Origin of the sequence: Paraburkholderia sp. BCC1885 (assembly GCF_900996235.1) — a bacterium.
Classification (GTDB): Bacteria; Pseudomonadota; Gammaproteobacteria; order Burkholderiales; family Burkholderiaceae; genus Paraburkholderia.
Window position 1 is genome coordinate 353,367 of the sequence record NZ_CAAJGM010000111.1, and the last position, 26,628, is coordinate 379,994.

Annotated in this window: 30 protein-coding genes, 1 tRNA gene and 1 pseudogene; 15 read left to right on the forward strand and 17 right to left on the reverse strand. The window is 63.5% G+C overall.

All coding sequences use genetic code 11. From position 1 onward, the window contains the following. Positions 1–4: 4 nt before the first annotated feature. The 3 genes from cysW to FQ755_RS10580 are packed head-to-tail and all read right to left on the reverse strand — an operon-like array spanning position 5 to position 2,977. Positions 5–982: a sulfate ABC transporter permease subunit CysW gene (gene cysW / locus FQ755_RS10570; RefSeq protein WP_186308481.1), complete on the reverse strand. Its 978-nt coding sequence runs from the start codon at positions 980–982 to the stop codon at positions 5–7. Next, complete coding sequence (cysT, locus tag FQ755_RS10575) at positions 979–1,887, reverse strand: sulfate ABC transporter permease subunit CysT (RefSeq protein WP_144153819.1); 909 nt, start codon at positions 1,885–1,887, stop codon at positions 979–981. Before cysT ends, cysW begins: the two co-directional genes overlap by 4 nt. A 49-nt stretch (positions 1,888–1,936) precedes the next feature. Further along, complete coding sequence (locus FQ755_RS10580; RefSeq protein WP_144153821.1) at positions 1,937–2,977, reverse strand: sulfate ABC transporter substrate-binding protein; 1,041 nt, start codon at positions 2,975–2,977, stop codon at positions 1,937–1,939. Between the two features lie 291 nt (positions 2,978–3,268). On the opposite strand from FQ755_RS10580, the gene lexA reads away from it, so the two are divergent. From lexA to FQ755_RS10595, 3 genes and pseudogenes are all read left to right on the forward strand, one after another. After that, positions 3,269–3,922 carry a transcriptional repressor LexA gene (lexA, locus tag FQ755_RS10585; protein ID WP_144153823.1) on the forward strand — a complete coding sequence of 218 codons (654 nt, stop codon included), beginning with the start codon at positions 3,269–3,271 and terminating at the stop codon, positions 3,920–3,922. A gap of 39 nt (positions 3,923–3,961) precedes the next feature. After that, positions 3,962–4,306: a hypothetical protein gene (locus FQ755_RS10590; RefSeq protein WP_144153825.1), complete on the forward strand. Its 345-nt coding sequence runs from the start codon at positions 3,962–3,964 to the stop codon at positions 4,304–4,306. A gap of 54 nt (positions 4,307–4,360) precedes the next feature. Continuing rightward, a pseudogene (locus FQ755_RS10595) lies at positions 4,361–4,726 on the forward strand (hypothetical protein); the annotation flags it as partial. 36 nt (positions 4,727–4,762) lie between these two features. Here the strand turns inward: FQ755_RS10595 and FQ755_RS10600 are convergent. After that, positions 4,763–5,233, reverse strand: a complete 471-nt coding sequence (locus FQ755_RS10600) for a universal stress protein (protein WP_144153827.1) — start codon at positions 5,231–5,233, stop codon at positions 4,763–4,765. A gap of 223 nt (positions 5,234–5,456) precedes the next feature. Here FQ755_RS10600 and nodI point away from each other — a divergent pair, with 223 nt between their 5' ends. After that, positions 5,457–6,416: a nodulation factor ABC transporter ATP-binding protein NodI gene (nodI, locus tag FQ755_RS10605; protein ID WP_260858481.1), complete on the forward strand. Its 960-nt coding sequence runs from the start codon at positions 5,457–5,459 to the stop codon at positions 6,414–6,416. A gap of 65 nt (positions 6,417–6,481) precedes the next feature. Beyond that, positions 6,482–7,309 carry an ABC transporter permease gene (locus FQ755_RS10610; RefSeq protein ID WP_144153831.1) on the forward strand — a complete coding sequence of 276 codons (828 nt, stop codon included), beginning with the start codon at positions 6,482–6,484 and terminating at the stop codon, positions 7,307–7,309. 55 nt (positions 7,310–7,364) lie between these two features. Here the strand turns inward: FQ755_RS10610 and FQ755_RS10615 are convergent, their stop codons facing one another. The 4 genes from FQ755_RS10615 to FQ755_RS10630 all read right to left on the reverse strand — a co-directional run bounded on the left by FQ755_RS10615 (position 7,365) and on the right by FQ755_RS10630 (position 11,680). Further along, entirely contained in the window at positions 7,365–7,787 is a 423-nt protein-coding gene (locus tag FQ755_RS10615) for a hypothetical protein (RefSeq protein WP_144153833.1), read from the reverse strand. Between the two features lie 292 nt (positions 7,788–8,079). Continuing rightward, positions 8,080–9,138 (reverse strand): permease, encoded by a 1,059-nt coding sequence (locus FQ755_RS10620; RefSeq protein WP_144153835.1) that lies wholly within the window; start codon positions 9,136–9,138, stop codon positions 8,080–8,082. 45 nt (positions 9,139–9,183) lie between these two features. After that, the gene (mnmH, locus tag FQ755_RS10625; RefSeq protein ID WP_144153837.1) at positions 9,184–10,449 is read right to left on the reverse strand and encodes a tRNA 2-selenouridine(34) synthase MnmH; all 1,266 of its coding nucleotides are present in this window, start codon (positions 10,447–10,449) and stop codon (positions 9,184–9,186) included. A 178-nt stretch (positions 10,450–10,627) separates the two neighbouring features. Continuing rightward, the gene (locus FQ755_RS10630; protein ID WP_144153839.1) at positions 10,628–11,680 is read right to left on the reverse strand and encodes an NADP(H)-dependent aldo-keto reductase; all 1,053 of its coding nucleotides are present in this window, start codon (positions 11,678–11,680) and stop codon (positions 10,628–10,630) included. Between the two features lie 133 nt (positions 11,681–11,813). Here FQ755_RS10630 and FQ755_RS10635 point away from each other — a divergent pair, with 133 nt between their 5' ends. Both FQ755_RS10635 and FQ755_RS10640 read left to right on the forward strand, forming a co-directional pair. Beyond that, positions 11,814–12,026 carry a DUF3820 family protein gene (locus FQ755_RS10635; protein ID WP_144153841.1) on the forward strand — a complete coding sequence of 71 codons (213 nt, stop codon included), beginning with the start codon at positions 11,814–11,816 and terminating at the stop codon, positions 12,024–12,026. Between the two features lie 253 nt (positions 12,027–12,279). Further along, positions 12,280–12,543: a hypothetical protein gene (locus FQ755_RS10640; protein ID WP_144153843.1), complete on the forward strand. Its 264-nt coding sequence runs from the start codon at positions 12,280–12,282 to the stop codon at positions 12,541–12,543. Here the strand turns inward: FQ755_RS10640 and cynR are convergent. Further along, the gene (gene cynR, locus FQ755_RS10645) at positions 12,527–13,411 is read right to left on the reverse strand and encodes a transcriptional regulator CynR (protein WP_144153845.1); all 885 of its coding nucleotides are present in this window, start codon (positions 13,409–13,411) and stop codon (positions 12,527–12,529) included. The genes FQ755_RS10640 and cynR overlap by 17 nt on opposite strands. A 110-nt stretch (positions 13,412–13,521) precedes the next feature. Between cynR and FQ755_RS10650 the strand changes: the two genes are divergently transcribed. Then, entirely contained in the window at positions 13,522–14,208 is a 687-nt protein-coding gene (locus FQ755_RS10650; protein WP_144153847.1) for a carbonic anhydrase, read from the forward strand. 54 nt (positions 14,209–14,262) lie between these two features. Further along, the gene (gene cynS / locus FQ755_RS10655) at positions 14,263–14,733 is read left to right on the forward strand and encodes a cyanase (RefSeq protein ID WP_144153849.1); all 471 of its coding nucleotides are present in this window, start codon (positions 14,263–14,265) and stop codon (positions 14,731–14,733) included. 369 nt (positions 14,734–15,102) lie between these two features. On the opposite strand, the gene FQ755_RS10660 is transcribed toward cynS, so the two are convergent. Together FQ755_RS10660 and FQ755_RS10665 are read right to left on the reverse strand one after the other, a co-directional pair. Then, on the reverse strand, positions 15,103–15,753 hold the full coding sequence (locus FQ755_RS10660) for a trimeric intracellular cation channel family protein (protein WP_144153851.1): 651 nt from the start codon (positions 15,751–15,753) through the stop codon (positions 15,103–15,105). A gap of 189 nt (positions 15,754–15,942) precedes the next feature. Next, positions 15,943–17,469, reverse strand: coding sequence for a tetratricopeptide repeat-containing sulfotransferase family protein (locus FQ755_RS10665; RefSeq protein WP_144153853.1), 1,527 nt, complete (start codon positions 17,467–17,469; stop codon positions 15,943–15,945). Positions 17,470–17,723: 254 nt separating this feature from the next. Between FQ755_RS10665 and FQ755_RS10670 the strand changes: the two genes are divergently transcribed. Further along, a complete protein-coding gene (locus tag FQ755_RS10670; protein ID WP_144153855.1) occupies positions 17,724–17,921 on the forward strand; it encodes a hypothetical protein in 198 nt (65 codons plus the stop codon). 188 nt (positions 17,922–18,109) lie between these two features. Here the strand turns inward: FQ755_RS10670 and FQ755_RS10675 are convergent, their stop codons facing one another. Then, positions 18,110–18,364, reverse strand: a complete 255-nt coding sequence (locus tag FQ755_RS10675; RefSeq protein WP_144153857.1) for a hypothetical protein — start codon at positions 18,362–18,364, stop codon at positions 18,110–18,112. A gap of 456 nt (positions 18,365–18,820) precedes the next feature. Here FQ755_RS10675 and dusA point away from each other — a divergent pair, with 456 nt between their 5' ends. Further along, on the forward strand, positions 18,821–19,822 hold the full coding sequence (gene dusA, locus FQ755_RS10680) for a tRNA dihydrouridine(20/20a) synthase DusA (protein WP_144153859.1): 1,002 nt from the start codon (positions 18,821–18,823) through the stop codon (positions 19,820–19,822). 88 nt (positions 19,823–19,910) lie between these two features. Further along, a tRNA-His gene (locus FQ755_RS10685) sits at positions 19,911–19,986 on the forward strand. Between the two features lie 219 nt (positions 19,987–20,205). On the opposite strand, the gene FQ755_RS10690 is transcribed toward FQ755_RS10685, so the two are convergent. Beyond that, on the reverse strand, positions 20,206–20,985 hold the full coding sequence (locus FQ755_RS10690; protein WP_144153861.1) for an SH3 domain-containing protein: 780 nt from the start codon (positions 20,983–20,985) through the stop codon (positions 20,206–20,208). Positions 20,986–21,516: 531 nt separating this feature from the next. Between FQ755_RS10690 and FQ755_RS10695 the strand changes: the two genes are divergently transcribed. Together FQ755_RS10695 and FQ755_RS10700 are read left to right on the forward strand one after the other, a co-directional pair. Then, positions 21,517–21,879, forward strand: a complete 363-nt coding sequence (locus FQ755_RS10695) for a hypothetical protein (protein WP_144153863.1) — start codon at positions 21,517–21,519, stop codon at positions 21,877–21,879. A gap of 272 nt (positions 21,880–22,151) precedes the next feature. Continuing rightward, positions 22,152–22,397 carry a hypothetical protein gene (locus FQ755_RS10700; RefSeq protein WP_144153865.1) on the forward strand — a complete coding sequence of 82 codons (246 nt, stop codon included), beginning with the start codon at positions 22,152–22,154 and terminating at the stop codon, positions 22,395–22,397. Between the two features lie 64 nt (positions 22,398–22,461). Here the strand turns inward: FQ755_RS10700 and FQ755_RS10705 are convergent, their stop codons facing one another. Genes FQ755_RS10705 through ssuD form a run of 4 tightly spaced genes read right to left on the reverse strand, consistent with a single transcriptional unit; the run spans position 22,462 to position 25,723 of the window. After that, positions 22,462–22,677: a molybdopterin-binding protein gene (locus FQ755_RS10705; RefSeq protein WP_011488137.1), complete on the reverse strand. Its 216-nt coding sequence runs from the start codon at positions 22,675–22,677 to the stop codon at positions 22,462–22,464. Positions 22,678–22,725: 48 nt separating this feature from the next. Continuing rightward, positions 22,726–23,718, reverse strand: coding sequence for an ATP-binding cassette domain-containing protein (locus FQ755_RS10710; protein ID WP_144153867.1), 993 nt, complete (start codon positions 23,716–23,718; stop codon positions 22,726–22,728). Further along, the gene (gene ssuC, locus FQ755_RS10715) at positions 23,715–24,521 is read right to left on the reverse strand and encodes an aliphatic sulfonate ABC transporter permease SsuC (protein ID WP_260858482.1); all 807 of its coding nucleotides are present in this window, start codon (positions 24,519–24,521) and stop codon (positions 23,715–23,717) included. Before ssuC ends, FQ755_RS10710 begins: the two co-directional genes overlap by 4 nt. Before the next feature lie 44 nt (positions 24,522–24,565). After that, a complete protein-coding gene (ssuD, locus tag FQ755_RS10720) occupies positions 24,566–25,723 on the reverse strand; it encodes an FMNH2-dependent alkanesulfonate monooxygenase (protein WP_144153869.1) in 1,158 nt (385 codons plus the stop codon). 477 nt (positions 25,724–26,200) lie between these two features. Here ssuD and FQ755_RS10725 point away from each other — a divergent pair, with 477 nt between their 5' ends. Continuing rightward, positions 26,201–26,626 (forward strand): hypothetical protein, encoded by a 426-nt coding sequence (locus FQ755_RS10725; protein ID WP_144153871.1) that lies wholly within the window; start codon positions 26,201–26,203, stop codon positions 26,624–26,626. The last annotated feature ends 2 nt before the right edge of the window (positions 26,627–26,628 follow it).

Consider the following 26,628-nt stretch of genomic DNA (forward strand, 5'->3'; position numbering starts at 1 on the left):
CCGCTTATTGGACCGGGTGCTGCGTCGACGCAAGCGTCGCTGACGACGGCGAAACGGTGGGGCCGGCGTGCGCGGGCACATCGCGCGCGGCCGCCAGTTCCGCCGACATATGACGCTCGGCAAGCAGCTTGAGGCCCAGCGTCACGAGCGCGAGCAAGGCCAGCAATGACGCCACGGCAAACGCCGCCGAGAAGTTGTATTCGTTGTAGAGGATTTCGACGTGCAGCGGGATCGTATCGGTCTGGCCGCGAATATGGCCCGACACCACCGACACCGCGCCGAACTCGCCCATGGCGCGCGCGTTGCACAGAATCACGCCGTACAGCAGACCCCACTTGACGTTCGGCAGCGTGACGCGGCGGAAGGTCTGCCAGCCGGACGCGCCGAGCACGTGGGCGGCTTCCTCTTCGTCGTTGCCTTGCGCCTGCATCAGCGGAATCAGTTCGCGGGCGACGAACGGAAACGTCACGAAAATGGTGGCGAGGACGATGCCCGGCACGGCGAAGATGATCTGCACGTTGTGATCTTCCAGCCACGGACCGAACCAGCCCTGCGCGCCGAACAGCAGCACATAGACGAGACCGGACACCACCGGCGAGACCGAGAAAGGCAGGTCGATCAGCGTCGTCAACAGCGCCTTGCCCTTGAATTCGAACTTCGCGATACACCATGAAGCGGCGAGGCCGAACACCAGATTCAGCGGCACAGCGATGGCGGCGGTCAGCAGCGTCAGCTTGATGGCGGAGACGGCGTCGGGATCCGCGAGTGCGTCCAGATAGAAGCCTACGCCCTTGCTCAAGGCCTGATAAAACACCGCGACGAGCGGCACCACCAGGAACAGCGCCAGAAACAGCAGCGCGATGCCGGTCAGCACCCAGCGCACGAGGCGCGGTTCCGTCACCGGATCGGCACGGCGCGCGACATTCGCCGCGGCGCGCTGGACGGGCGGCAACGGCGGCAGCGCGGCGGAGTCGTGGCTCATTGCAGACCTCCGGGCGTGCCGGGGGCGAGGCTCGCCGCACTCGCCGCAGGCAGCGCCGGCGCTGCCGCGCCGCGGCGCGTGCGCCGTTGCAGATACCACTGCAGCGTGTTGATCAGGAGCAGCATGAGGAAGGACACCACCAGCATCACCACGGCGAGCGCCGTCGCGCCGGCATAGTCGTACTGTTCGAGCTTGGTGATGATCAGGAGCGACGTGATCTCGGACTTCATCGGCACATTGCCGGCAATGAAGATCACCGAACCGTATTCGCCCAGCGCCCGCGCGAACGCCAGCGCAAACCCGGTCAGCAGCGCCGGCAGCACGGCGGGCAACACCACGCGGCGAAACGTCAGCCAGCGCGATGCGCCGAGGCAGGCGGCCGCCTCTTCCTGCTCGCGCTCGAATTCTTCGAGCACCGGTTGCACGGTGCGCACCACGAACGGCAGCCCGATGAAGGTCAACGCCACCAGCACGCCCGCGGGCGTAAACGCAATCTTGATGCCGAGCGGCGCGAGAAACTGGCCGATCCAGCCATTGCCTGCATAGACCGCCGCGAGCGAAATACCCGCCACCGAGGTAGGCAACGCGAACGGCAGATCGACCACGGCGTCCACCAGACGCTTGAACGGGAACGAATAGCGCACCAGCACCCACGCCACCAGAAAACCGAACACCGCGTTGATCAGCGCGCCGCCGAGCGCGGAGAAAAAGGTCAGCCGGTACGAGGCCAGCACGCGCGGCGAAGCGACGGCACGCACGAACTGGCTCCAGTCGAGCGAGGCCGTCTTGAGAAAGGTCGCCGCGAGCGGAATCAGCACCACGAGGCTCAGATACGCCACCGTGATGCCGAGTGTCAGGCCGAAGCCGGGTAACGCGCTCGGCTTGCGGAAGGTCAACGTGGTCATGCTGGATGCTCTTTCAGGGTGAAAACCTCGGCATTGCGCCCGCCAGGCGTCACTGCGGCGAGTAGATCGAATCGAACACGCCGCCATCCGCGAAGTGGGTCTTCTGCGCATTCGCCCAGCCGCCGAAGGTGTCGTCCACCGTGTACAGCTTCAGCTTCGGAAACTTCGCGGTGAGCGCGGCCGGCACCTTGTCCGAACGCGGACGGTAGAAGTTCTCCGCGGCGATTTCCTGGCCCTGCTCGCTATACAGGAAGTTCAGATAGGCCTCGGCGAGCTTGCGCGTGCCGTGCCTGTCCACCACCTTGTCAACCACCGACACGGGCGGCTCGGCCAGAATGCTCACCGACGGCACCACGATCTCGAACTTGTCGGGACCGAATTCCTTCAGCGACAGGAAGGCTTCGTTTTCCCACGCAATCAGCACGTCGCCGATACCGCGTTGCACGAAGCTGGTGGTCGCGCCGCGCGCGCCCGAGTCGAGCACGCCGGCATTCTTATAGAGCTTCGAGACGAAATCCCTGGCCTTCTGGTCGTTGCCGCCCGGCTGATGCTCCGCATAGGCCCACGCGGCCAGATAGTTCCAGCGCGCGCCGCCCGAGGTCTTCGGGTTCGGCGTGACGATCGAGACGCCCGGCTTCACCAGGTCGTCCCAGTCCTTGATGTGCTTCGGATTGCCCTTGCGCACGAGGAACACGATGGTCGAGGTGTACGGCGCGGCGTTGTCCGGCAGACGCTTTTGCCAGTTCTTGTCGACGATGCCCTTGCTGGCGAGCGCATCGATGTCGTAAGCGAGCGCCAGCGTGACGACGTCCGCCTGCAAGCCGTCCAGCACCGAGCGCGCCTGGGCGCCCGAGCCGCCGTGCGACTGCTTGAAGGTCACCGTCTCGCCGGTCTGCGCCTTCCATTGTTTGCCGAAGGCCTGGTTGACCTGCTGGTACAGCTCGCGGGTCGGGTCATAGGAAACGTTGAGCAGCGTGGGATCCGCTGCCGCCGCCTGGGCCGCAAGGCCGAGCGAGGCTGCGGCGCCGAGCGCCAGCACCGTAATGAATTTTCTGGTCTTGCCTGCGAGCCCCGTGCCCTGAATGGTCATCCACTTTCTCCGCGTCGTGGTTGCTGGGGACGAATTGCGTCCCGTGGTGTTGTGCCAAGTGGGGCTCAGTCTATCGAAGCGCTTTCATCATTAAAAATAATGTTTATTCATTCTTTAATACCTAAAAGTGGTAATGACAGCCGGACAAGGAGCGGTGGCACGAAAACGGCTGTTTTGACGCCGCCAGATGGCGCTGCGGCGACACCCAAGGTCACGAACTTAAAGTAATGCTTGAATTGCGCCGAATACTGTATAAAAATACAGTCACCTGTCTATCCATACAGTGGCGCCATGACCAAACTCACCGCACGACAGCAAGAGGTTTTCGATCTGATCCGCCGGGCAATCGAACGCACCGGTTTTCCGCCCACCCGCGCGGAGATCGCCGCCGAACTGGGCTTCAGCTCGGCCAACTCGGCAGAGGAGCACCTGCGGGCGCTGGCCCGCAAAGGCGTGATCGAACTCGCCGCGGGCGCCTCGCGCGGCATCCGGCTGCTGCTGGCCGGTAATGACGACGCGCCGCATCAGTTCACGTTGCCGCACGCCAGCATCATGCAGTTGTCCCTGCCGCTAATCGGCCGGGTGGCCGCGGGTAGCCCAATCCTCGCGCAGGAACACATCTCGCAGCACTACGCCTGCGACCCGGCCCTGTTCTCGAGCAAGCCGGACTACCTGCTGAAGGTGCGTGGCCTGTCCATGCGGGACGCCGGCATTTTCGACGGCGACCTGCTGGCCGTACAGAAGAAAAGCGAGGCCAAGGACGGCCAGATCATCGTTGCGCGGCTGGGTGACGACGTCACCGTGAAGCGTCTCAAGCGGCGGCCGAATGGCATCGAGCTGATTGCCGAGAATCCCGATTACGAAAACATCTTCGTTCAGGCCGGCAGTGCGGAGTTCGCACTGGAAGGCATCGCGGTGGGGCTGATCCGCCCCACCGAGTTCTGAACCCTGCCTCGCCCCTGAATAAAAAGCCTGGAGAGACTCATGGAACGCCTTGCCCGCCTGTTGCCCTTCCGCCAGTTCGGTCGTCTGCGCCATCTGCGCAGCCTCGTGCCTTGCGCACCTATCGAGGCGTCCAGTGCCACGGCTTCGTTGTTCGACGTCGAAGCGCCGGGAACCGCCACCTTGCCGTCGGCGCTGCCGGCTTTCGCCCGGGTGTCGCTGAATTCCGGACTCAATACGGCCGAGCCGGCGCGGCGTGCGCCGGTGCGCGTCTACCACGGCCCGTCGCGCCTCATCATGGTCGGCACGGTGGATGCGGTGTGCCGTATGATCGACCGCTGCATCGCTGAAGAGCGCGCGGGTGCGCAGAACGCGCTGTTCGAATAAGGGCACAAGCGTGGGGATCACGGGACGGTTGCGGGATCGTTTTCCCGCGGCTGCGGTCCGGCCTTGATTGGCCCCCTGGTGGACGCGTATGCAACGCCGGATGGCGTGGCCGCGCTGCTGAACGGCATGCCGCCGCGCGGCGATCTCCGGCAGCGCCCGCCCGGCGCGCCGCAGAGCGCCGGTGGCAATGCACCGCCAGCAGGCGCCGCGAATCCAGCGCCAGCGCCCGCCCCGGCGGCCACTACGGCGGGAACCGCAGCGCCGCCGCAACCGCCCGAGACCACGGCCGGCTATCGCGGCATCAACGAATTCGCCGTGACGTACCAGCATGGCGTCGGCGACGCGCGCTATGCCGCCATCTTGCGGCGCGAAGGGCTATTTACCTGGAAGCTGGCCGCCGTCGATCTGAACACAGACTGAAGCCGCGGATTGACGGCGATTGGCGATGCCCCGCAGTCAGGCCGCGGCCGCCGCTTCCTGCTGCTCCTGCACCGACGAACACGCCACCAGGATGCTGCACGAGATCCGGTCGAGCAAAGGCGTATTGCCCGCGCCCATCCACCAGCGCGACAGGCCGGTGCGGCAGCGGTGACCCACGACCACGAGATCCACCTGCAGCTCGTTGGCGAGATTGGCGATTTCGTCGATCGGATGGCCGAACGCAAAGTGGCCTTGCGCGGTCACGCCACGCTCGGTGAGCCAGTCGACGCCTTCCTGGAGGATGTCGCGGGCCGTCTTTTCGAAGCTGCCGCAGGCCACATCGGTAAGGAGTCCGGCGCTTTGCGCGATGCTCGAGCGCATATCGACCACGGATAACAAATGCGTTTGCGCCTTCAGATCCAGCGCCAGATCCGCGCCGCAGCGCAGCGCCTTGCGGCCTTCGCGCGAGCCGTCGTAGCACAAGAGGATTTTCTGGTAGCTCGCCATCTCGTTCTCCCTGCCGCGTTAATCGCGGCCCTGTTCTGAATCATGGTGCGCCGCAATTCCGCTTGCAAGGGATGGAAAACGATAACTGCGCGATAACCCCGTACCAGCCAGGCGCTTAGTACATGACGCCCCATGACGCCCGCCGCGCCCATCACGCGGCAGCGCGGAACCGCGCACCCCGGCAGTGCACAGGCCGCCAACAGCACGGCGCCAATGCCCTAGAATGGGCAGCCGTAGCGGCCGTTCACGTCTTTCGGAATCCCTGACGAACATGTCTGAAGCAGCCATCGAATTTTTGCAGGTCCATAAGCACTATGCCGGCAAGACCGTCGTCGACGGCCTGTCGTTCCAGGTGCAGCCGGGCGAGTGCTTCGGCCTGCTCGGCCCGAACGGCGCGGGCAAGACCACCACGCTGCGCATGCTGCTCGGCATTGCCGCGCCGGACGCCGGCACGATCCGTCTGTGCGGCGAGCCGATTCCGGCACGTTCGCGCTTCGCGCGGGCGCGCGTCGGCGTCGTACCGCAGTTCGACAATCTCGATCCGGACTTCACCGTGCGCGAAAACCTGCAAGTGTTCGGCCGCTACTTCGGCCTGAGCGCGGCGCAGACCCGCGCGATGGTGCCGTCGCTGCTCGAATTCGCTCGCCTGGAGAGCAAGGCGGATGCGCGGGTCGGTGAACTGTCCGGCGGCATGAAGCGGCGCCTGACGCTGGCGCGCGCACTCGTCAACGATCCGGACGTGCTGATCATGGACGAGCCCACTACCGGACTCGATCCGCAAGCGCGCCATCTGATCTGGGAGCGGCTGCGCTCGCTGCTCGCGCGCGGCAAAACCATTCTGCTGACCACGCATTTCATGGAAGAAGCCGAGCGGCTTTGTCACCGTCTGTGCGTGATCGAGGAAGGGCGCAAGATTGCCGAAGGCGGTCCGAATGAACTGATTGCCTCGGAGATCGGCTGCGACGTGATCGAAATTTATGGCCCCGATCCGCTCGCCTTGCGCGACGAACTGGCGCCGCTCGCGGAACGCACGGAGATCAGCGGCGAAACGCTGTTCTGCTATGTCACGAACGCGGAACCGCTGCATGCGCGCCTCAGGCAGCGTGGCGTGCGTTACCTGCACCGGCCGGCCAATCTCGAAGACGTGTTTCTGCGGCTCACCGGCCGCGAGATGCAGGATTAAGCCCCTGCATCAGCCGCCAACGCCAGATTGACACACACCCGCAAACCCACCCAACCCGACCCGCCATGGACGCACGTACCTACGACACCCCCGGCCAGGCCGCCCCGGCAAGCGCGCCGTTCGCCGCCCTGCCCGCCAATGCGGTCAACTGGATCGCCGTGTGGCGGCGCAACTATCTGGTGTGGCGCAAGCTGGCGATGGCGTCGATGTTCGGCAACCTCGCTGACCCGATGATCTATCTGTTTGGTCTCGGCTTCGGGCTCGGCCTGATGGTCGGCCATGTCGACGGCGTGTCGTATATCGCCTTCCTCGCCGCGGGTACGGTCGCGTCCAGCGTGATGATGTCGGCGAGTTTCGAGTCGATGTATTCGGGTTTTTCGCGCATGCACGTGCAGCGCACGTGGGAGGCGATCATGCACACGCCGCTCACGCTCGGTGACATCGTGCTCGGCGAGGTAGTGTGGGCCGGCAGCAAATCGATGCTGTCCGGCGTGGCGATCATGCTGGTGGCCGGGGCGCTCGGTTACGCCAGCTTCCCGTCGATGCTGCTGGCGCTGCCCGTCATCGCGCTGACCGGGCTCGCATTCGCGAGCGTGGCGATGATCGTGACGGCGCTCGCGCCATCATATGATTTCTTCATGTTTTATCAGACGCTCGCGCTCACGCCGATGCTGCTGCTGTCCGGCGTATTCTTTCCGCTTGCGCAATTGCCGCCCATCGCCCAGCACATCACGCAATTGCTGCCGCTCGCGCATGCCGTCGGTCTGATCCGGCCCGCCATGCTCGGCCGGCCGCTCGATCACGTGGCGCTGCACGTCGCCGTGCTGGTCGCCTATGTGGTGGTGCCGTTCTGCATCGCGGCCGTGCTGTTCCGGCGCCGGATGATGCGCTAAGGGTCGCCGGCCGCGTGGCAGGCAATCCAGGCGGCGACGGATCAAAACTCAAAGCTCAGTCTTCGTCATCCGTCCACGGAATGTCGACGTCGGAAATGAACGCGACCGTCGCGAACGGGCCGCCCTCCTGACGGCCGATCTTGCCGTCGGCGCGCTGCCATTCGACGCGAAACAGGGTGCCCGGGTCGTCGGCAATCAGACGCACGGTGCGGACTTCGTCGGGATCGGACTCTTCCACCGGGCCGTCGAGCGAAACCAGCAGTTCCTGGGGCCACAGGCCGTCGGCGGGATCGTAAATGCGGTCGCCGTCGGAAATCAGCGTGAAGGCTTCCACGCCGATGGTCGCCGAAGCGTCGATGATCATTTTGCCCAGCGCGCGCAGCAGCGCCGTGGCACGCGCCGAGTTCGCCTGGCGGATCGCGAGGTCCCCACGCGTCAGCGCCTGTTCGAGTTTCGGATTGGTTTTTTGTTGCGCCATTCGATTTCCTGATTGCTTTCGCTCGAGTGTATGCGGCGGCTCGCCCACGCCCATCTCGTCTGCCGCACCCGGATGGCCCACGTTCCACGCAGGTCGCCTGAGGGCACGCCGCTTGTGATTTTTTTCGGGCTGAATCGTACCACTGGTGGGCATCCCAGCCGCATCGAACCTGACCGAGGTTCGATCCCGACGCCCCCAGTTCCTCAGTTTAGGTCGTGATTCGACAACTGACAGCGGGATTTATCGCGCAACGTGGTTAAGGCCGCAGGCGGCCGAGGTGACTCAGGCGGCTTCAGAAGCCGAGTACCACGGCCAGCGCGCCGCTCACCACCCCAAACAGCACCACCGACACGGCCACTATCGTCAAGAGACGCGGCCGGAACGAGCGCGCCAGCATGGCCAGCGACGGCACGCTGATCGGCGGCAGCGTCATCAGCAACGCGCCGGCGGGACCGACGCCCATGCCGAGCGAAAGCATGGCCTGGATGATCGGCACTTCGCCCGCGGTGGGGATCACGAACAGCATGCCGGCGACCGCCAGCGCGACGATCCAGCCGAGCTGGTTGCCGATCTCCGGGCCGACGTGCGGAAACAGCCACGCGCGGGCGGCGCCGAGCAACAGGATCAGCACGATGTATTCCGGAATCAGACGCAGCGCCATGCGCGCAAAGAGGTTCAGCCAGCGCACGAAGGCATTGCCGCGCGCCTGCTCCTGCAACGAGGCCAGTTGCGCCAGTTGGCCGTTGGCGGCCTCGGCCTCCTGCGGGGTGACGAGCCGGTTCACCAGATAGCCTAGGCCGAACACCATCAGCACGCCCAGCACGAGACGCAGCGCCGCCCAGTTCCAGCCGAGCACGAAGCCCATGAACACCAGCGTGGCCGGATTGAGCACGGAGTTGCCGAGCCAGAAGGCAATCGCGCTGCCGGGCGACGCCTGCCGCTGCCGCAAGCCCACCACGACCGGCGCGGCGCAGCAGGTACACATCATGCCGGGGATCGCCAGCAGGCCGCCGGCCGCGACGCTGCCAAAGCTGGTCTTGCCGAGCACGCGGGCGATCCATTGCACCGGCAGCAGCACCTGCACCGCCGAGCCGAGCACCAGACCCAGCACCATCGCCTGCCAGATCGCCTTGCCGTAGGCGACGGCGTAACCAAGGGCGGCCGCCAGCGACGGCGCGGGCGGGCTCGCATCGGTGCCCATCAGGATCGATTTGCCGATCGAATGCGTCGCTGCCGCCGTGAATGCCCGGTGGTAGTACGGAAACCACTTCACATAGAAGAGTCCTGCGACGGCGACCAGCAGAAAAATCAGCCATCCGGAAGCGGGTTGAGTCTGGCGTGTGGTGTTCATCGTTATGGTGTGTTTTGGTTTGAACGAAGACTGTGCAGCGAGAGATTACTGCGGTTTGACAGGAACCGGACGGGCGGGCGCGTCGGTGGGTGAGTCAGTGGACGCGGGGGACGCGTGAGGCGCGGCGGCCTTGACAGCAGTAGTCGCGGCGCGCGCCGTCCCCGTAACCGGTTGTGATGTGCCGGCTGCGAATGATCTAGCGCCGCCGTTGCCGCCCAGCGCGCTCTGATCCGGCTTCCCGTCGGCTTGCGCGAGGCTCGCCAGCAGTTCCACGGCCTGCCCGACGCTATCGGCCGCGTTCGGCCTGAAGGCGAAGCGCAACGCCTCGCCGAGGCGGCTGAAATGCTGCCGGCTGCTGCGCAGATACGCCGGATCGTAGTGCCGTTCGATCAGTTCGCCGAACAGTTTGGCACGCGCTACCGCGTCGCCGGCACTGCCCGCGTCGATCAATGTCTGCCAGTGCTTGACCTGCTCACGGCTATGCAGGCCGATCAGACGTTCGAGTTGCTGCTTGAACGAGTGCGGGTTGTCGAACAGATGGGCGTAGTCCTGCAGCAGGAACGCGATGCGGTCGGCCTGGGTGGTCTCCACCTCGACGCACGCGCCGCCATGAAACCGCTCGAGCAGCGACTGCGGCAAGGTGATCGCGCCAATCCGCCGGCTTTCCGCCTCGACGAACACCGGCCGTCGCGCGTCGAAGCCGGACAGCACGCCGATCAGCGCCGTATCGAAGGCTTTTTGCGCCGGCTGCGGCCGGTCCGGCAGCGCGCCGAGCAGCGAGCCGCGATGGCAGGCCAACTCCTCCAGATCGAGCACCTGTGCGCCCGCTGCGCGCAGCGCCTGCAACAGCCGGGTTTTGCCGCTGCCGGTATGGCCGGTCAGGGCCACATAATCGAACTGGCCCGGCAGCGTGCCGAGCGCCTCGACCACGGAACCGCGATAACTCTTGTAGCCGCCATCGAGTTGGCGCGCCTGCCAGCCGATCAGGTTGAGCCAGGTCGTCATCGAACCGGAGCGCTTGCCGCCGCGCCAGCAATAGATCAGCGGACGCCAGTTGCGCGGCCGGCCGGCAAAGGTGGTCTCGAGATGCTCGGCGATATTGCGCGCCACCATCGCCGCGCCGACCCGCGTCGCCTCGAACGGCGACACCTGCTTGTACATGGTGCCGACAATCACCCGTTCCTCGTTGCTCAGCACCGGCGCGTTGATGGCGCCCGGAAGATGATCTTCGGCAAATTCGAGCGGCGTGCGCACGTCCACGATCTCGTCGAATCGCGTCAGTTGATCGAGGGGCACCAGCAGGTTTTTCAATTGGGCAACGCGCAAGGAAAGGCCGATTTCGAATGAAATAGCCGGGATGAAGTCAGCGGATAAGCTGAATTATCGCATGGGGCGAATTTGCGCCGCTTCAACGCACGCGGGCCCGGTTGACGACATCCAACCGGGCCCGCCTGTTGACCACTCAAGCAAACTGACTGACTAAACCCGCTCAGGGCGCAGGATTCGGCTGAAGCTCATGCAATGCGTCGATCTCCGCCAGCACTTCCGGCGACAGTTTCACGTCCGCGCTCGCAATGTTCTCCTTCAATTGCGCGAGCGACGTCGCCCCGATCAGGTTGCTGGTGACGAACGGCCGGCTATTGACAAAGGCCAGCGCGAATTGCGCGGGCGACAGGCCATGCTTCTTCGCGAGTTCGACATAGCGGCTGGTGGCCTGCACCGCCTGCGGCTTGCTGTAGCGCGCAAAACGTTCGAACAGCGTGATGCGGGCACCCTCGGGACGCGCACCGCCCTCGTACTTGCCCGACAGCCAGCCGAACGCGAGCGGCGAATAAGCCAGCAGACCAATACCGTCGCGATGGCTGTATTCCGACAGACCCGCTTCGAAGGTACGGTTCAGCAAGCTATACGGATTCTGGATGCTGACGATGCGCGGCAAGCCGAGCTTCTCCGCGGCGCGCAGAAACTGCGCGACACCCCAAGGCGTTTCGTTCGACACGCCGATATGGCGGATCTTGCCTTCCTTCACGAATTCGGCGAGCACCGCGAGCGTCTCTTCGATCGGCACCGTGTACGCATCCTCGACCCACGGATACGCGGGACGGCCAAACGTCATGGTGCTGCGATCGGGCCAATGCAACTGATACAGATCGACGTATTCGGTCTGCAGGCGCTTGAGGCTGTCGTTGAGCGCCTCGGTCAGATTCTTGCGGTCGAACTGATTGCCCTCGCCGCGAATATGGCGCGGATTGTGCGGCTGGCGCGCCGGACCGGCGATCTTGGTGGCCAGCACGATTTTCTCGCGGGCGCTGCGATGCTGAGCGAGCCATGTGCCGATAAAACGTTCGGTGGCGCCCTGGGTTTCGGGGCGCGGCGGCACCGGATACATCTCGGCGGCATCGATTAACGTGACGCCCTGATCGAGCGCGTAGTCGATCTGTTCATGCGCTTCCTGCTCGGTGTTCTGCTCGCCCCAGGTCATGGTTCCAAGGCCGATCAGACTGACCTCGACATCGCTGTCGCCTAGCTTGCGGTATTCCATCGCACTCGTCCCGTTGGTTCAACAATCGAAAAGCCTCGAAGTTACCATGGGCGCGCGGCGTCTGCATGGCAGCTAGAATGCGTACACGCGCCGCGTCCGGCCACCCGCAACGACACCCTCTTCGACTCAGGCGATGAATCCCGAACACCTTGAATTACTGGTCACCCGCGAAATGCCTTACGGAAAATATAAAGGCCGCCTGATCGCGGATTTACCGGGACACTATCTCAACTGGTTTGCGAGCCAAGGTTTTCCGCCAGGCGAAATCGGACAACTGATTGCGCTCATGCATGAGATTGATCACAACGGCCTTTCGTCATTAATCGAACCCCTGCGAAAACGTTGAGTAACGGCACGTAATAAAAGGGAGCGACTAACCGTCAATCCTTTGCTGGATGGGCTTCAGGCTTTCAGTTCTCTAAAATCGGTCGACAATCGGATCACTAAAGCAATACAAAGTGAAAGCTGTGGGACGTGTTTATCGAACGGCTATTCACGCTGTAAAAAAAACTAACTTTTTCACGCTTGACCCGTGCGGGTCCATCGGTTGTAATCGGCAGCACCTGATCAGTTTTTCTCTGCAGATCTCGTCTGCCTCCATGAACTATCCCAGCCTCATTCATCTACTGGAATACATCGGCCACGACATGTCGCCCATCTCGGCGGTAATCACGTTTTTCGTGGTCGGTTATATCGCCGTGGGCCTGCCGGTGCATTTCCGCCAGGGTCCAGCATCACGCGACGTATGGGGCACAGCGGCCGGCGTAACCATGGCCGCCGTCTATGCCGCGTTCCTCGTCTGTGTTTATCCCATGTTGCATCACTCGCTGCATCTGCTGCCGGCGATCAGCGCGAGCCGCTAAACTCGCCGGCGAGCGCCGCGAACGCGGCGCATGCGGCACTCCGGTAAGCGCCGCTACGCCGCAGCAAGGCCGCCGTTCGATGCGGCAAGGCCGGCTTCAATGCAACCGGATGCAAACCTTCGTGCTCGCGCGCAATCGCATCCGGCAATACGGTGACAAGTTGTCCGCGCCGCACGATCTCCACCACGGCACTCAGTGAATTCACCTCGATTGCCACGCGCGGCGCGATGCGCTGTTGCCGGCAATACAGGTCGATATAGCGGCGCGTCGCAAACTCGCCGCTTAACAGCACCAGCGATTCCCGCTCCACTTCCCGCACGGCCAGCGGCGCCGTCTGCGTCGCGCAGCGATGCGCCGCGCCTACCACGAGGCTCAGGGTCTCGACAAACAGCGCTTCGGTTTCGATATCCGGCGAACGGATTTCGTCGAAGGCGATGCCGATATCGAGTTGATCGGCAGCGAGCGCCGCTTCGATGCGGTCCTGGGTGGTTTCCTCCAGGCTCACCATGATGCTCGGATAAAGCTCGTTAAAACGCGCCAGCAACGGGCCGATCAGATAGGCCGTGAAGGTCGGCGTGACGGCCAGGCGCAGCGTGCCGCGGCTCAGGTCCTGCACGTCGTGAATCGCGCGGCGGCCCGCATCGAGATCCTGCAAGGCGCGCCGGGCGTGGCGCAGATAGGCGTCGCCCGCATCCGTCAGACGCACCGTGCGGCCCGAGCGGTCGAGCAGTTGCACCTGCAGCAGGTCTTCCAGCTGCCGGATCTGCTGCGAGAGCGTGGGCTGCGACACGTGCAGCGCCTCGGCGGCGCGCGTGAAGTTCTGATGTTCTGCGACCGCCTGCAGATAGCGGATATGCCGTAGCAACATGACGACTCAACTATAGGTATGTCTTATTGGATCCATCATAATCTGGTCTTGGACCCTATAGTTAAATCGGTTCATCCTTTCGTTATTGGCTCACGCCGGGAGAGACGCTCATGCAGAACATCATCAACGGGTTTCTGAAGTTTCAGCGGGAAGTTTTCCCCGCCCATTCCGCGCTCTTCAAGCGCCTCGCCAACAGCCAGAACCCGGGCGTGCTGTTCGTCACCTGCTCGGACAGCCGGGTGGTGCCGGAGCTGCTGACACAACACGAACCCGGCGACATGTTCGTGATCCGCAATGCCGGCAATATCGTGCCGTCCTACGGACCGGAGCCGGGCGGCGTATCGGCGACCGTCGAATACGCGGTGGCGGTGCTGGGCGTGACGGACATCGTGATCTGCGGACATTCGGACTGCGGCGCGATGACGGCGATCTCGACCTGCATGTGCCTCGATCATCTGCCCGCGGTGGCCGCGTGGCTGCGCCATGCCGATTCAGCCAAGGCTGTGAACGCGGCCCGCACCCATGCGTCGCCGCAGGCGCGCCTGAACGCGCTGGTGCGCGACAACGTCGAGGCGCAACTGGCCAACATCAAGACTCATCCGTCGGTGGCCGTCGCGCTGTCGCAGGGCAAGCTGAATCTGCATGGCTGGGTCTATGACATCGAGAACGGCGCGGTCGACGCGATCGACGGCGCCGCGAATCCGCCCCGTTTCGTTTCGCTCGCGGAGCATCCGGACGCCTGCGCGCTGCGCACCCATGTCGACCGCCCTGCTGCCGACGGCGTGGCGAGCAAATAGCCCAACCCCTGCCCGCTGCCCACCCGACTACCCCAACCCACGAAAGGATCCACCATGCTGCATTCGCAAGTAAGCCAGGAAGCCCGCCTGCAACTGACCGACGACATCATCGACGCCAAGCTGCGTAAAAACCTCTCCTGGCAGGCACTCGCCGATGGCACGGGCTTGAGCCTCGCCTACGTGACGGCGGCCCTGCTCGGCCAGCACGCGTTGCCCGCCGACGCGGCCGCCATCGTCGGCAAGCGGCTTGAACTCGACGACGACGCGATCCGTCTGCTGCAAGCCGTGCCGATGCGCGGCAGCCTCGCCGAAGCCATCCCGGTCGACCCGACCGTCTACCGCTTCTACGAGATCGTGCAGGTCTACGGCACGACGCTGAAGGCGCTCGTGCATGAGCAGTTCGGCGACGGCATCATCAGTGCAGTGAATTTCAAGCTGGACATCAAGAAGGTGGACGACCCCGAAGGCGGCTCGCGCGCCGTCATCACGCTGGACGGCAAGTTCCTGCCTTACAAACCGTTCTGAGCGCCGACGACGCGGGCGATTTTCCAGAGCGGCTCGGGTCGCTTGGGTCCGCGTGAGCGGTTTCGTCCGCGTTGCTCTCCGTCCATGATGGCCGCTCAATGCGGCCAGCGGCGTTTGTCTCGCCTTGGTTTTCTGCCCGCGCATTCCGCCTCCCCACGCCGCCTCGTACAAACCCGAAGTTGAGCCAGGCTCATCCCCGAGATCAAAAACATCAGTTCTTCGCTCGCGGCGACGGCTATCACAATCACGCAAGCCGTCGACGCCGGAGCGGTTTCGCATCACACCGCGCGGCGCGCAGGCCGGCTCTCAAACGGGCCACGGTGATGATTCGTGTCGCCGGGTTCCGCGTGGCGCGGTTTAGCTGCAGCCTTAGTTGAGCACCGCTTTCGGCAGATGCCAGCCGAACACCACCGCCATCATCCGTAGCGCGAAACACGCGAGGCCGCCGACGAACGCCGCCCAGCCGGGCGGCAGGCCGGCGCGGCGCGCGACGATCACCACCAGCGCGCCAAAAAACGCCGCCGTTGCATAGATGTCGGCGCGCAGCACGAGCGGCACGCGCGCCAGCAGGATGTCGCGGATCACGCCGCCTCCTACGCCGGTGATCGTGCCCATTAGCATCGCCACGAACGGCCGGATCTCGAAGAGCAGCGCTTTCTCGACACCGGCCACCGCGAAGAGCGCCAGCCCGGCCGCATCCGCGACGGTGACCAGCAGGTCGGGAACCGGCTGCGCCAGCGAATGGAACAGGAACGTCAGCAGACCGGCCGTGAACGTCAGCGCCGGATAACGCCAATCGCGGATGGCGCTCGGCGGCGTGGCGCCGAGCAGCAGATCGCGAATCACGCCGCCGCCCAGCGCGGCGACGAACGACACCACCATGACGCCGAGCAGATCGAGACCGCCATGCATCGCGCTGACCGCTCCCTCGACCGCGAAGACGAACGTACCGGCCAGATCGGCTACCCAGATGACGGTCTCGACCTTGAGCCTGGTCTTGCTGATGGACAGTATTGGCATCGCCCCGTTACCTTCCCCTCGTTTGAATTGTCGAAAGGTATAGCGGAAACGAACCGAAGAGGGAAACTTTTTGCGCGGGTTTGGAGAGCCGCGCGACGTGTCGTGCAGGCGCTTGCCCGCGTATTGCATGGGCTTATTGCATGGACTTATTGCACACCGCTAAATTGCATGCCCCTGAATTGCACGCCCCTAAGCGGCGGCACGCTTGCGTTCGGCCTCAAGTAGCTCCGGTCCAAGCCCATCGTAGAGCGGCTGAAGCAGTTCCGCCGCCGGACGCCAGCGTTCCAGAGAGGTGCGAAACAGCGGCTTGCGCACCTGCGACGCACTGGCGGTATTGACCTGCCGCTCGGTTTGATGAAACGAAAGACACCGCTCGTCCCAGTCGAGCCCGCAGTGCGCCAGCATGCGACGCACGTTGCCTTCGAGATCGTCGACGAGGTCCTCGTATTGCACGTCGATCATCACGCCCTCGGGCAAGGCTTCGCGCCAATGCGCCATCAATTGATCGTAAGCGCGGTAATAGCGGCCCAGCTCGCCCAGGTCGTAGCCGAACGGCACGTCCTGGAAAATCCGCGAGTAGATCGACAGGCACACTTCCACCGGCGAACGGCGGCTATGGATAAAACGCGCATTCGGCAGCGCCAGATGGATCAGGCCGATGTTGATGAAATTGAACGGGTACTTGTCGGTGATGCGCCGATAGCTGTCCGCATTCCGGACTTCGATGCCGATGCGCCGCAGATAGTCCGCGCCGAGCGGCGCCAGTTGCGCCGCGGTCGCGTTTTGCATCGCATCGAAGCTGAGCCTGACCGGGTCCGTGTTGTCGCGCGCAAGCGACCCCACCAGCGCCTTGCCGAAATCGGGACGCTCGCCCGCGCCGAACACCTGTGGATGGCTCGCCAGAATCTGCTCGATCAGCGTCGAGCCGGAACGCGGCATCCCGACAATGAAAACCGGCGACTCGGACGGATCGCCCAGGCCGTGCTTTGCCTTCAGCACATCGGCGCTCAACAACTGCGGAAGCTGGCCGAACAGGCCCAGCGTCATCGGCTCGTTGTAGTTGATGCTGCGGCGATGCAGGGCATTGCCTTTCAGCAGATGCTCGAACGAGCGGTCGTTCTGGCCGAGATCGGCCAGCGCGTAACCCATGGCGAAATGCAACTGCGCCTGATTGTCCGGCGTGAGCGACTCGGCATCCTGGGCCAGTTTTTCCATGGCGACGAAACAGGGATCGTCGAGCGTCATGCGCTTCGACTGCACGAAATTGCGGTAATACAGCATGCTCTGCGGCGCGATTTCGATGGCACGGCGATAGGCTTCGTGCGCCTCGTCGAAACGTCCGAGCGATTGCAGGCAGTTCGCCATATTGTTGTACGAGCCGTCCACCAGCGCACCGAACTGCACCGCGCGCCGGTACTCCGCCACTGCCTCTTCGAGCTGATGCGTCTGCTCCAGGATCCAGCCGATGTTGTGATGGATGTCCGCGTTGTCGGGATCGAGCGCTTCCGCTTGCCGGTAGCGCGTGAGCGCCTCCGGAAACCGTTCCATCCGCACCAGCGTCGAGCCGAGATTGTTGTAGACGCCGGGGTCCGCGGGCCGCTCGAGGAGAACCCGCTCAAAGCAGTCGAGTGCCGTCTGATGTTCGCCGCGTTGGGCGCAGGCGTTGCCGAGGGCGAACCACTCGTCCGCGGTTGTCGGCTGTGTGTCTTGCGTCATGGACGGCCAGAAGTCGTGACAAAAACTGAAAAAAACCGCGCGCGGCGCATATGCGCCGGACACTGTAAATAAACGTTGAGGCCGAACTTAGCAGGAATGCGCCGCAACTTGATTTCCAAATTTCACCGATCGTTACATCTTGAGATAATGCGTAAGAAATGGAAAGGTGCGCGGTTTCGGATCATCGAGTCATGCCGTTTAAGCCGCGACGACGCAAAGTGCTACGATAATTGAGCCACCCGACGGAGACGGCCATGTCGAAGTCATTGAGTCCCGAAGCCATCGAGGCATTGCGACGCCTGAACGAAGTCGGTGTCGGGCAGCTTGCGCCACCGCTCTCGCCTGCCGTCATCGCGGAGTTGCTCGAACAGGATTTAGTTGTAGAAGCGCCGGGAGGCGAAGTCGAGATTACCTGTCATGGCAGGCAGTATTTGTCTGGCGATTGCGATTGAAAAAGCGGTAATCACGCAGCGCGTGCCTTGGACGATTTAGGCGCACCCTCGCTGCCTTGGAAACTTTAGGCATTCAGTCACCGCGCGCAAACGAAAAACGCCAGACAATGCAGATTATGTTCTGCACGGTCCGGCGTTTTCCCACCGGGCGTTAAAGGACGACGCCCCGGGTAATTCGGTCGCTGCGATTACTGCGCTTGCTGGTTGCTCGCAGCGCGATGCGAACCCGACTGCGACGACGTACCATTCACGCCACCGTAGGCGTTTTGATCGGCAGCGGCACGTTCAGCAGCCACGGTCTGAGCGCTTTGGCCTTGTTGCGACGCCGGAGCGCCAACGTTAGGACGGTAGAACGGCGCCGGGCCGTAGCCGCTAGCGAATGCGGGAGCGGCGAGCGTGGCAGAGGCGGCAACCAGCAAGGCGGCAAGAAGCGTGTTCTTCATGATGACTCCAATGAGCGTTTCGGACTTCGGTTCAGGAAGACGTCGCGACAGGGGCATTTCGGGTTTGTCTGCAACGCTGATGTGAATCAGTGTATTCCCTTACTATCGAGAATTTGTATCGATAATCCGAAATTACTTTTCCCGTGGCAGAAACAATCCCCGAGCGCCTTGTGCGGTGCGGAAAACAATGGGGTCGAGACAGGTTAAGTGGGGGTGCCGCAAGTTTTCGTTATGGCCCTTCTTTTATTTGTCATATGGCCGGGAGATAGTGGCGCGAGGGTTTGATGCGCGCCATAGATCAGGCGTTTTTGTCCCGTTCTCTTTTTTGTCCCCGTCTCTCTTTGGACCTGCGTTTCTTCTTCTAATAGAGCCACTGGCGGCTCGCCAAGGGCTTACCAGGATTACCCGCCCGCTTGCTGTAAAATCGCGGTTTGATTCACGCCGCCGGCCGTTCTCATGTCCCTCGCACTTCCTGCCAATCCCCGCCGCGTCTCGGTTGCCCCGATGATGGACTGGACCGATCGTCACTGCCGGTCTCTGCATCGCGCGATCTCGCGCCATACGTGGCTGTACACGGAGATGGTGACGACCGGCGCCCTTCTGCATGGCGACGTGCCCCGCCACCTGGCGTTCACGCCCGACGAAGCGCCGGTTGCCCTGCAACTGGGCGGCAGCGAACCCGACGACCTCGCCCGCTCGGCCAAACTCGGCGAGCAGTGGGGCTATGACGAGATCAACCTGAATTGCGGCTGCCCGTCGGAACGGGTGCAGCGCGGCGCATTCGGCGCCTGCCTGATGAACGAACCGCAACTCGTCGCCGATTGCGTCAAGGCGATGCGCGACGCGGTGTCGGTGCCGGTGACGGTGAAGCATCGGATCGGTGTCGACGCGGTCGAAGAGTACAGCTTCGTGCGCGATTTCGTCGGCACGATTGCGGAAGCTGGTTGCGACGTGTTCATCGTGCACGCGCGCAACGCGATTCTGAAGGGCCTCAGCCCGAAAGAGAATCGCGAGATCCCGCCGCTCAAATACGAGTTCGCCTATCAGTTGAAACGCGACTTTCCGCAACTCGAAATCATCATCAACGGCGGCATCAAGACACTCGATGAAGTCGAACAACATCTGCAGCACGTCGACGGTGTGATGCTCGGACGCGAGGCGTATCACAACCCGTATGTGCTGGCCGAAGTCGATGCGCGCTTCTACGGCTCGACACAAACACCGCCGACGCGCGAACAGGTCGAAGCGAAGCTGATCGAATACTGTGCGGCTGAGCTCGAACGCGGCACGTTCCTCGGTTCGATTACCCGTCACGCGCTCGGACTTTACCGTGGAGCCGCCGGCGCGCGCGGATGGCGGCGCGTGCTCTCCGACAACAAAAAACTGGCGACGCGCGATCTCGCCATTTTTGACGAAGCGAGACAGCATCTGCGTGAGCCGGCCGAAATCTTTGAATAAAGGGCTAGGCAAACGCAAATCATGTTTGTATAATCTCGCTTCTTGATCGGCAAGCCAATTCACGGCGAGCCAAGAAGATGTTCCAGTGGTGGCTGTAGCTCAGTTGGTAGAGTCCAGGATTGTGATTCCTGTCGTCGTGGGTTCGAGTCCCATCAGCCACCCCATTACTCCCCAAGCAGTTCTGCAGTAACTCCCCATTCCAGTTCGTGCATTTAAAGTTCGAAGCTCCGCAATGAATTAATTCGCGTCCAGCTTCGCGCCTGCCATTTCATTGCACGCACGTGTGCCTTGAAGCGTCGTGATCGCTTGATCTCCGACGCGCTCCCTTCAAGCGAGGACGGCAGTTCCTGCCGCCCCCGCTATCTCACAGCGCAACTAGCACGTCACTTATGCTCGTCGTGCCCGCCTTCATGTCCACCCTCATGCCCACCGCCTCCGCCGCCATGCTCCTGCGGCGCTCCATGTTGCGCAGGCCCGCCATGCTCCTGTTGCGGCGGGCCGCCATGTTGCTGCGGGGCGGCAGCACGTTCCTGCTGCGGGGGACCGCCGTGTTGCTGCGGTGGTGCGCCACGCTCCTGCTGCGGCGGACCACCATGTCCCGGCGGTTGACCGGAATTCCGCTGTGGAGGATGTTCCCCTCCCGGCGGCGGACCGCCATGTCCCGGGGGCGGGCCGCCGTGTTCTGGCCCAGGACCACCATGCTCAGGCACTCCACCATGCCCCGGCGGCGGACCACCGCGTCCGGGCGGCGGCGGTGGGTGATGCGCCCAATGTTCCTGATTGTTATACCAGGGGCGTCCACGATAATGGCTGCCCCAGTACGCGCCAAGCGAGAAAGTCACGACGGGCAGCCCAATCACCGTTCCGTAATCGAGGATAGGCACATTGCTGCCCTGGTATGGATAGCTGAGATTGCCTGCATAGACCCAGCCGCGCTGGTCCGGCAACGCCACATCGCACCACGTATAGCCGCTGACGCAACCCATCACGGTGACCGGTGCGCCCGGAGGAAGTTGCGACACGGCGGGATAATCGTCCGCGGGTCCCGCATAGAGATTCACGGGACTATTGGTGTATGCCTGAGACTGGGCGAACACCACGCCGGGCAACATCGACAGCCCGACCGTGCCGGCCAGCAAGCCACTCATCACGCGTTTGCGCATTTACTCCTCCCCTCTGCTTCATTCGATTTCACGTCCTGTGTACTGCGAACGCGTCCTGGTTAGACCCTATCAGGCGAACAGCAAGTACCGTTCCTGACAGACCGACCCGCGTGTGACATCCCGACTGGCGCTCCCCGTCACGTCGCAGCCGACGCGTCCGCCGCAATCCAGAGATGCGCGACATCCGTACTGTCATCGGCGCTCGCTACAATCAATAAGGATTCCTATATACACGTCAGGCATGCATCCAGCCCCGCCGCCCAACGCCCCACATCAGCATCCAATCCTACCGTTAGATACCGTAAGGCAAGTAATCCGCCCTGAAACACGATTTCCCGCCGACGGCCCTACACTGGCCATTCCTCTTCCCAAGAGGATGTTGTCTCTCATCATCTTTGCGGCCCACTTCCCCTGGTGGGCTTTTTTTATCCGGCCGGACCCGCAGCCGCTTCACCCAGCCGGCCAATCCGCTGCCGATTCGCCGCCTGCCCTACAATAGCCGGCTAATCAGTAAGGTATGAGGATGCACCCATGCAGTTCAGAATACGAACCCTCGCGCTGGCTTTGCTCACAGCATGTTTCACGCTTAATGCGAGCGCCGAGATGACGGCGGACCAATACAAGAAGTGGGGACACGTCGACAACAACTCGATCTATGCGGCCTATGTCACCGGGGCGCTCAACGAGCTGGGATGGGCCAATGGCGATCTGATATCGAAGAAGCGCGCCCCACTCTTCTGCCCGCCGGAAAAACTGCCCATTGGCCCGCAAACGGTGTATCCGCTGCTCGACGAGTTTTTCACCAACCATCCGGGGCTTTCCGACGATTTCCCGGTCGGCCTCGCCATCCTGCGCTCGCTTCAGGCGGCCTTTCCGTGCCCGAACAGCAAGTAAAGCGCGCGTGCGCCGGTTGATTCGAGCCGGTTCAGCACAAGGGGACAGCCGGTCCTGGCACGCACAGCAGTGAGGCGCGATCCAGGGCCGCGGACCATCGAAGAGAAAAGAAGTAACGGCCAAGACAATAGCGACGAATTTTCCGCGCGGATGGCGGTCTACCGGGAATGGAGCGGTTCAATAGCGGCAGTCCGGAAAACTGGACCGCAGCCGGAACGAACCTGACCAGATGAGGCTCAAGCAAGAGCACGTTGTCAGCCACGGAGGATCCGATGAAACCGAGCCAATCCGCATTGCTCGCAGCGCTTGGCGCGCTCGCGGCAGTCACGGTCGCAGGAGGACCGGTGTTCGCGCAAACACCGCCTGGAGATGGCGGCGCTTCGATGGTGAAACCGCCGGAGGCGTCCGGCACGACCAATCCGGCGAATCCCGATCACATGCCGGTCAAGCGCCCGCCCAAACCGACACACGACAAGATGACGCATTCGCCGCCCGCCAGCGCCGCCGACGCGAAATAACGCGGCGGCAAGGCTCCATCCCGGCGGCGGCATCAGGCATGCGCCCAAGGCGCACCCGGCACGCTCACAGGCGCGCGATCGACACCTCCGTCGACTTCACCAGCGCCACCACTTCCGAGCCGACCTTGAGATCGAGCTCGTCGACCGAACGCGTCGTGATCACCGAGGTAACGATACCGAACGGCGTATCGACATCGACTTCGGACACTACCGGTCCGCGGATGATTTCCTTGACCTTGCCTTTGAACTGATTACGGACGTTGATTGCGGAAATGCTCATATCGAGTGACTCCAGTGAATCGATAAAAAACGGTCAGGCAAGGGAATATCAGACAGCCCAACGGACTTCGGTCGGCCGCACGAGGCGGTCGTCGTGATGCGTGTTCGCGTGATACGGCAGGACGTCGTCGTTCGGCGACGTCTTCAGCACGCGCTGCAACACATGGTCTTCAAGGGCGGCAAAGCCTGCCGAGGCGCGTGCGCGCGGCCGGTCGAGCGGCACCGGCTGATCGAGCGCGATGCGCCCATCTTCGATCAACAGAATCCGGTCGCCGAGCGCCACGGCTTCATGCACGTCGTGCGTGACGAGCAGCGCCGTGAAGCGATGTTCGCGCCACAGGCGTTCGATCAGCGCGTGCATTTCGATGCGCGTCAACGCGTCGAGCGCGCCGAGCGGCTCGTCGAGCAGCAGCAGTTGCGGCCGGTGCACCAGCGCGCGCGCCAGCGCCACCCGCTGACGCTGACCGCCCGACAACTGCGCGGGCCAGTCGTTGGCGCGCTCCAGCAGGCCGACCTCCGCCAGCACGGCCCGCGCATCCTCGCGGGCGCCGCGTCCGAGACCGAGCATCACGTTGTGCAGCACGCTCTTCCATGGCAGAAGGCGCGCGTCCTGAAACATGATGCGCGTGTCGAGCGCCGCGCCGTCCTCGGCGCGCTTCTCGAGCACGCCGGCGGTGGGCTTTTCGAGTCCGGCCACGAGCCGCAGCAAGGTAGATTTGCCGCAGCCGCTACGGCCGACAATCGCCACAAAACTGCCGCGCTCGATCGACAGATCAAAGTCCGACAACACCGTGCGCTCGCCGTACTGCTTGCCGACGCCGCGCAGCTCCACGGCGTGATCGCCGCTGTGCGCGACGTCCCGCGCCAGCGGGCGGGCGCCGGCGGCGCGCGGGAATTCGACGACGCTCGCCACGTGTTCGTCGCGCTCCAGATCCGCCGCCTCGTCGGCGTCGTGATCGAGCGTGCGTGGCTGCGCCAGTTCCGCTTCGAGATCGACGCCCGCGATGCCGCTAAAGCTCGTCGAGAATGACGTCGCGCTCATGCTTTCGCTCCTCGTTGATAAGCCGGATGCCAGCGCAGCGTGACGCGCTCGAGCGTCTTCGCCAGCAGATCGGCGAGCTTGCCGAGCCCCGCATACAGCAGGATGCCCACTACCACCACATCCGTCTGCAGGAACTCGCGCGCATTCATCGTCATATAGCCGATGCCCGATTGCGCGGAAATCGTTTCCGCGACGATCAGCGTGACCCACATCAGGCCGAAGGCAAAGCGCACGCCCACCAGAATCGACGGCAGCGCGCCTGGCAAAATCACGTCCCAGTAGAGGCGAAACCCCTTCACGCCATAGCTGCGCGCCATTTCGATCAGGTTCGCATCCACCGAGCGAATGCCGTGGAACGTGTTCACGTAGATCGGAAAGAACACCCCGAGCGCGACCAGAAACACCTTCGCTTCTTCCTCGATGCCGAACCACAGGATCACAAGCGGAATCATCGCCAGCGCGGGAATGTTGCGGACCATCTGCACGGTCGAATCGAGCACGACTTCGATCGGCCTGAAAAGCCCCGTCGCGAGTCCGAGCACGAGACCGATACTGCCGCCCACCGCGAAGCCCGACACCGCGCGCCACGTGCTGACCTTGACGTCGGCCCACATTTCGCCCGACTGGATCAGCGACCATGCCGCCTTCACCACTGCAACGGGTTCCGGCAACACGCGCGTCGAGAGGATGCCGCTGCGCGCGGCGAATTCCCACGCGAGCAGGATCACGAGCGGCGCGATCCACGGCGCGAGATGTCCGCCCAGACGCCGTGCTACGCCATCATTTCCACTGGATTGAGCCATGATCGCTTACTCCACTCCTTATCCTGCGAGGACCCCAGCCGCGCTTAGCTCTGGCTGACCTTCGGCAAATAGTTGTTACCGACGATCTCGCCGAACGGCCCCGAAAGCGGCCCACTCGCGCTAGTGCGCTTGCGGTTCGGCAGCAGCGGGAACACCAGTTCGGCAAAGCGGTACGACTCTTCCAGATGCGGATAGCCGGACAAAATGAACGTGTCGATGCCGAGATCCGCGTATTCCTTCATGCGCGCGGCCACTTGTTCAGGATTGCCAACCAGTGCCGTTCCTGCGCCGCCGCGCACGAGGCCGACGCCGGCCCACACGTTCGGATAAACCTCCAGATCAGCGCGACCGCCGCGCTTGCCGCCGTGCAGCGCGGCCATGCGGCGCTGCCCTTCGGAATCCATCTTCGCAAACGAGGCTTGCGCACGCGCGATGGTTTCGTCGTCGAGCTTGCTGATCAGCTTGTCGGCCGCGGCCCACGCTTCCTCTTCCGTCTCGCGGACGATCACGTGAAAGCGGATCCCGAACTTGATCTGGCGGCCATGCTTTTCGGCGCGCGCGCGGATGTCGGCGATTTTCTTCGCAACCGCTTCGGGCGGCTCGCCCCAGGTCAGATACGTGTCGATGTGCTCGCCGGCCATCTCGTGCGCAGCCGGCGACGAACCGCCGAACCACAGTGGCGGATGCGGGTCTTGCACCGGCGGATACAGCACCTTGCCGCCCTTCGAGGTGAGATGCTTGCCCTCGAAGTCGATCGCGTCGTTGGTGTGGGCCGCCGTCAGCAACTGGCGCCAGATGTGCAGGAACTCGTCAGTGATTTCGTAACGCGTGTCGTGACTGACGAACACGCCGTCGCCTTCGAGTTCGGCCGCGTCGCCGCCCGTCACTACGTTGATCAGCAAACGCCCGCCCGACAGGCGATCGAAGGTGGACGCCATGCGTGCCGCCAGACCCGGCGAAGTGATGCCCGGCCGGATGGCGACGAGGAACTTCAGGCGCCGGGTCGCCGCGATCAGGCTCGAGGCCACCACCCACGCGTCTTCGCAGGAACGGCCGGTCGGCAGCAGAACGCCCTCGTAGCCGAGCGTATCGGCGGCGACCGCGATCTGCTGGAAGTAGTCGTAATCGGCTGCGCGTGCGCCTTGGGACGTACCGAGGTAGCGGCTGTCGCCGTGAGTCGGGATGAACCAGAACACATTCATTTGCTACTCCTGCTTGTTCGAGACTGGATTAATAAGGGGCGAGACGGCCGGCGCGCCTGCACCGGCGCGGGGCCGGCCGGCACGGCCGCGCCGCAAGACAGATCGGATCAATGGAAAAGCCGTCAGCGCGACGGGCGGCACAGCCGGCAACGCGGCGCCGCCGCAGGGGGAACAGCGCAGACCGGCATCGGAGAGGACATCGCGACAGCTTCCCTTGACGAAACGTGCGCCTTCCCGGCGCGCGGTAAGTGGACGACGGCAACGAGGCCGTCTACATGGAGAAACAGTCTATGGATCGGCCCCAGGCTTTTGAACGATTTTTTTTAGCTTAGGTTTTCCACTTTCGTGATTAGCCCGACGCTTAAGCATACAGAGCGGTCCCTGAAACCCGCCGCCGCGTCTATATAATGACGCGTCTTTCGATAATCCAGCCGGGCCGCGCTTCAGCCGTCACCCGTGCCCTTGGCGCTGCATTGCATGCAAAAAATCATCCTGCCGTTCGTATCCGGATTTCTGGCTTCATTGTTTTTCCACGAGTCGACGCTGGCGTTATTGCACGCCGCGGGATTTATCGACGCCTCGGGTTTCTCGACCGCGCCGTTCCTGCCGCTGGGCTTGCCGGAATTCATCGCCAATGCCATCTGGAGCGCCGTGTGGGCCGTGTTGATGGCCTGGCTGCTACGCGTGGCGCCGGAACGCCGGGCGCCGTGGATTCAGGCGTTCGTGTTCGGCGGCATCGCGCTGACCGCGGCGAGCGTGTTCGTGGTGGATCCGCTGCGCGGCATCTGGCCGAGCGGCAACATGCTGCCGCGCCTCGCGCAGGGTTTTGCGGCGAACGCCATGTGGGGCTGGGGCGCGCTCGTGTTCATGCGCGCATTCATGGCGTTCGACGCTGAGGATTGAGG